5 protein-coding genes are annotated in these 5496 nt (G+C 44.8%); 4 read left to right on the plus strand and 1 reads right to left on the minus strand.

Annotated elements, in window-relative coordinates:
• The 3 genes from J7I93_RS11965 to J7I93_RS11975 form a co-directional block, all read left to right on the plus strand.
• Positions 1–1042, plus strand: a 1042-nt coding sequence (locus J7I93_RS11965) for an L-glutamate gamma-semialdehyde dehydrogenase (RefSeq protein ID WP_214726094.1), incomplete at its 5' end; no start/stop codon positions are given.
• 120 nt (positions 1043–1162) lie between these two features.
• Positions 1163–2362, plus strand: coding sequence for an ornithine--oxo-acid transaminase (locus J7I93_RS11970; protein ID WP_214726095.1), 1200 nt, complete (start codon positions 1163–1165; stop codon positions 2360–2362).
• A 100-nt stretch (positions 2363–2462) separates the two neighbouring features.
• Positions 2463–3749 (plus strand): Glu/Leu/Phe/Val family dehydrogenase, encoded by a 1287-nt coding sequence (locus tag J7I93_RS11975; RefSeq protein ID WP_214726096.1) that lies wholly within the window; start codon positions 2463–2465, stop codon positions 3747–3749.
• A 67-nt stretch (positions 3750–3816) separates the two neighbouring features.
• Here J7I93_RS11975 and J7I93_RS11980 read toward each other — a convergent pair whose 3' ends face one another.
• Positions 3817–4050 (minus strand): DUF378 domain-containing protein, encoded by a 234-nt coding sequence (locus tag J7I93_RS11980; RefSeq protein ID WP_144546736.1) that lies wholly within the window; start codon positions 4048–4050, stop codon positions 3817–3819.
• Between the two features lie 219 nt (positions 4051–4269).
• On the opposite strand from J7I93_RS11980, the gene J7I93_RS11985 reads away from it, so the two are divergent.
• On the plus strand, positions 4270–5433 hold the full coding sequence (locus J7I93_RS11985; RefSeq protein ID WP_214726097.1) for an iron-containing alcohol dehydrogenase: 1164 nt from the start codon (positions 4270–4272) through the stop codon (positions 5431–5433).
• The last annotated feature ends 63 nt before the right edge of the window (positions 5434–5496 follow it).

Raw genomic sequence — 5496 nt, forward strand, 5'->3', positions numbered from 1 at the left:
TATTCCATTGGGAGTAGGCATTATCATCTCTCCTTGGAACTTCCCGCTTGCGATCATGGCCGGTACAACCGTTGCGGCAATCGTGGCAGGAAATACTGTTCTATTAAAACCAGCTTCTACCACTCCTGTTGTGGCAGCGAAATTCGTTGAAGTGATGGAAGAAGCAGGCCTTCCGAAGGGCGTCCTAAACTTCGTACCGGGCAGCGGTGCAGAAGTGGGCGATTATTTGGTTGACCATAAAGATACCCGCTTTATCTCCTTCACAGGTTCACGTGATGTTGGTCTTCGCATCAATGAGCGCGCATCTAAATTAAACGAAGGCCAAATCTGGCTGAAGCGTGTTATCGCTGAAATGGGCGGTAAGGACACGATCGTTGTTGATAAAGAAGCAGATCTTGAATTGGCAGCTACTTCTATCGTGGCATCTGCATTCGGCTTCTCAGGACAAAAGTGCTCTGCGTGCTCACGTGCCGTAATCGTGGAAGATGTGTACGATCAAGTATTAAACCGTGTTGTCGAGTTAACAAACGAATTAACTCAGGGCAATCCGGAAGATCAAAGCCATTTCATGGGCCCTGTCATCGATCAGGGTGCATTTGATAAGATCATGAGCTATATTGAAATCGGCAAAGAGGAAGGCAAGCTGATGACAGGCGGAGAAGGAGACAATTCAAAAGGCTTCTTCATCAAACCGACTGTATTCGCTGACCTTGCGCCAGATGCACGCTTAATGCAGGAAGAAATTTTTGGACCGGTAGTAGGCTTCACAAAAGCAAAAGATTTTGACCATGCGCTCGAAATTGTCAACAATACTGAGTATGGCTTAACTGGTGCTGTCATCACGAAGAACCGTGAGCACATCCAAAAAGCACGCGAAGATTTCCATGTTGGAAACCTATACTTCAACCGCGGCTGTACAGGTGCGATCGTTGGCTACCAGCCATTCGGCGGCTTCAACATGTCAGGAACTGACTCAAAAGCGGGCGGCCCTGACTATATTCTGCTTCATATGCAGGCGAAGACAACGTCTGAAATGTACTAAAATGATTAAGAACTGTGCAGGATTTTCGTATCCTGCACATGCTATAACCGTAAATAGTTTAAAGACAGACGGCGTAACGTTACAATAAAAAGGACTATTCTGAAAAAGGAGGAATTTTAATTGACTGAAGCGACTAAATCAAAATCACTCATTGAACAAACTGAAAAATATGGTGCCCATAACTATCATCCGCTTCCAATCGTTATTTCTAAAGCAGAGGGTGTGTGGGTTGAAGACCCTGAAGGCAATAAATATATGGATATGCTAAGTGCCTATTCTGCTGTAAACCAGGGGCATCGCCATCCAAAAATTATCCAGGCGCTAAAGGATCAGGCAGACCGTGTAACCTTAACTTCACGTGCTTTCCACAATGATCAGCTTGGACCTTGGTATGAAATGATCTGTGAACTGACAAATAAAGATATGGCTCTTCCGATGAACACGGGGGCGGAAGCAGTTGAAACGGCAATCAAAGCTGCACGCCGCTGGGCTTATGATGTTAAAGGCGTTGCTGATAACCAAGCTGAAATCATTGCTTGTGTAGGAAACTTCCATGGCCGTACAATGACAGCGGTTTCTCTATCTTCTGAAGAAGAATATAAGCGCGGTTTTGGTCCAATGCTTCCTGGGATTAAGTTAATTCCTTACGGTGACCTGGATGCGCTGAAGGAAGCAATCACTGAAAACACTGCCGCATTCCTGATCGAGCCAATTCAAGGGGAAGCCGGCATCGTTATTCCGCCTGAAGGCTTCTTAAAGCAAGCGTATGAAACTTGTAAGGAAAACAATGTCCTATTTATTGCAGATGAAATCCAGGCTGGCCTTGCCCGTTCAGGCAAAATGTTCGCATGTGAGTGGGAAGGTGTCGATCCGGATATGTATATCCTTGGAAAGGCGCTTGGAGGCGGAGTATTCCCTATCTCATGTGTTGTAGCGAACAAAGATGTTCTTGGTGTATTCAACCCTGGGTCACATGGTTCAACATTCGGCGGAAACCCAATGGCATGTGCCGTTTCGGTTGCATCGATGAATGTCCTTGTTGAAGAAAACCTTGCGGAGCGCTCACTTAAGCTTGGTGAATATTTCATGGGCAAATTAAAAGAAATCAATAATCCTGCCATTAAAGAAGTTCGCGGACGGGGATTGTTTATTGGTGTTGAGCTGAATGAGCCAGCACGCAAATATTGTGAAGAATTGAAAGAAGAAGGTTTGCTTTGCAAAGAAACGCATGACACTGTTATCCGCTTCGCCCCTCCATTAGTGATTTCGGAAGAGGAGCTGGACTGGGCAATTGAAAGAATCAAGAAAGTATTAAGCTGATTTCAGGATTAAATGCAAATCTCTGCATCCATCAGATGCAGGGGAATCCCTATGATTTTATTGCTGTATTTTCCTAAATATTTAATCAAGAGGTGCCGTTATGGGAGCTGCAGGAGTAGCTGGTAAACAAGCTGAACAAAAATTGGAAGAGTCTTTAAATTTATTTACTTCAACTCAAGTGGTAATCAAAGAAGCTTTAGGAAAGCTCGGTTATTCAGATGAAATGTATGAGCTGTTAAAAGAGCCGTTAAGGATGCTGACTGTAAGGATTCCGGTAAGAATGGATGATGGTGCCATCAAAATTTTTACCGGATATCGCTCTCAGCATAATGATGCGGTAGGGCCAACCAAAGGCGGTGTCCGTTTTCATCCGGAAGTGAATGAAGATGAAGTAAAAGCTTTATCCATGTGGATGAGTTTGAAGTGCGGAATTGTGGACCTGCCTTATGGCGGAGGGAAAGGCGGTATCATCTGTGATCCGCGCACCATGTCGATGGGCGAGCTGGAACGCTTAAGCCGCGGATATGTCCGGGCGATCAGCCAGATTGTCGGGCCGACAAAGGATATACCGGCTCCGGACGTTTACACAAATTCACAAATCATGGCGTGGATGATGGATGAATACAGCCGTCTTCGCGAGTACGATTCACCTGGTTTCATTACCGGCAAACCGCTTGTTCTTGGCGGATCGCAGGGCAGGGAAAAAGCAACTGCGCAGGGCGTTGTCATCTGCATTGAGGAAGCTGCCAAAAAACGCGGCATTTCAATTGAAGGCGCCCGTGTAGTTGTACAAGGATTTGGAAATGCCGGAAGCTTCCTGGCGAAATTCATGCATGATGCCGGCGCTAAAGTCGTTGCGATTTCGGATGCCTATGGTGCCCTTTATGATCCGGATGGCCTAGACATTGATTACCTGCTGGATAGACGCGATAGCTTTGGAACGGTGACAACCTTATTTGATAACACTTTAACAAATGAAGAATTGCTGGAACTGGAATGTGATATCCTGGTTCCTGCGGCTGTTTCCAATCAGATTACTGCTGCTAATGCCCATAATATCAAGGCACCAATTGTCGTGGAAGCTGCAAATGGCCCAACAACTCTTGAAGCAACTAAAATTCTATCGGACCGAGGCATTCTTCTGGTTCCTGACGTCCTGGCCAGCTCAGGCGGCGTGACGGTATCCTATTTTGAATGGGTACAAAACAATCAGGGGTACTATTGGACTGAAGAAGAGGTGACAGAAAAGCTTCAAAAAGTGCTTGTTCAGGCCTTTGAAAATGTGTACCAGACAGCACAGCAGAGAAACGTGAATATGCGTCTTGCAGCTTACATGGTTGGTGCCCGAAAAATGTCTGAAGCCTCCCGCTTCAGAGGCTGGATCTAAGTAATCCTCTTGGCATCTTGCGCTTAAGAAAAAATCCTTGCACATAAGTGCAAGGATTTTTTGCATTCTAGCGTGTAGGCTTTGCCTCAGGCTCTCTTTCCAGTTCTTCATTTGGTTTGAATAATAGTCCCAAATTGATTAAACCTGCGATGCCTACCAAGCCATATATAATTCTTGAAAGGGCAGAATCCTGACCGCCAAAAATAGCTGCCACAAGATCAAATTGGAAGAATCCGATTAAACCCCAGTTAATTGCGCCAATAATTGTAAGAACCAGTGCAATACGTTGAATGCCACTCATGATGTTTCCTCCTTGTAGTATAGGTTCATAATTAGCTTGTTCATTGGAATAAAAAATATTCATCGATTCACATGTAGAAGGCCATAATGTTACAGGGATATTTTTTAGCTTTAGGTAAGCTTTCCGTTTGTCTCGTTAAGGATTAGGCTGGCTGTGAATCGTTCTTTTTGCAATGGCTTTTAAATTGAAAGATAATAATGTGGTAAAGGAGATGAGAAGATGCAAAATTTTACCTTTTATAATCCGACTAAATTGATTTTTGGAAAAGGTCAGCTTGACCAATTACAAAAAGAAATTCCGCAATACGGCAAGAAGGTTCTTGTTGTGTATGGCGGAGGCAGTATTAAGCGCAATGGTTTATACGATAAAGTGATGGCACAGCTCAATGAATTGGGAGCTGAGGTTTTTGAAGTTTCCGGAGTTGAACCAAACCCGAGGATTTCAACTGTCCGCAAAGGCGTTGACATTTGCAAGAATGAAGGCATCGAATTTCTCCTGGCTGTAGGCGGTGGGAGTGTGATTGACTGCACTAAGGCAATCGCTGCGGGTGCAAAATATGACGGCGATGCCTGGGATTTAGTCACCAAGAAAGCTTTTGCCTCGGGGGCTCTTCCGTTTGGAACCGTTCTGACTCTGGCAGCAACCGGTTCTGAGATGAATGCCGGATCGGTTATTACAAATTGGGAAACGAATGAAAAATACGGCTGGGGCAGCCCGGTAACGTTCCCGAAATTCTCAATTCTTGATCCTGTCAATACATTCACCGTGCCGCGGAACCAAACTGTATATGGCATTGTGGATATGATGTCACATGTGCTTGAGCATTACTTCCACCTTGAAGAGAATACAGATTTTCAGGATCGTATGTGTGAATCTTTGCTGATCACCATTATGGAGACAGCGCCAAAACTGCTTGAAGACCTTGAAAGCTATGAGCATCGTGCAACGATTTTATATAGTGGAACGATGGCATTGAACGGAATTCTGAACATGGGCTACCGTGGTGACTGGGCTACCCATAATATCGAGCATGCTGTATCAGCTGTTTATGATATTCCGCATGGCGGAGGGCTTGCGATCCTGTTCCCGAACTGGATGAAGCATAATCTTAGCGTGAAGCCTGAACGATTCAAACAGCTTGCTGTTCGTGTGTTTAAGGTGGATCCAGCAGGTAAAACAGATGAAGAGACAGCACTGGAAGGTATTGATAAGCTGCGCGAATTCTGGAATAGCATTGGTGCTCCATCACGACTTGCAGATTATGAGATCGATGACAGCAAGCTTGAATTGATGGCAGACAAAGCTACTATCAATGGAGAATTCGGCAATTTTGCGAAATTGAATCATGATGACGTTATGGCTATTTACCGGGCATCTTTATAAATGAAACATCATAATTCAATCAGGACTCTGCTTAAAGCAGAGTCCTTTTACATGTGCGCCCGG

The organism is Bacillus sp. ISL-47 (genome assembly GCF_018613175.1).
GTDB lineage: Bacteria > Bacillota > Bacilli > Bacillales > Cytobacillaceae > Cytobacillus.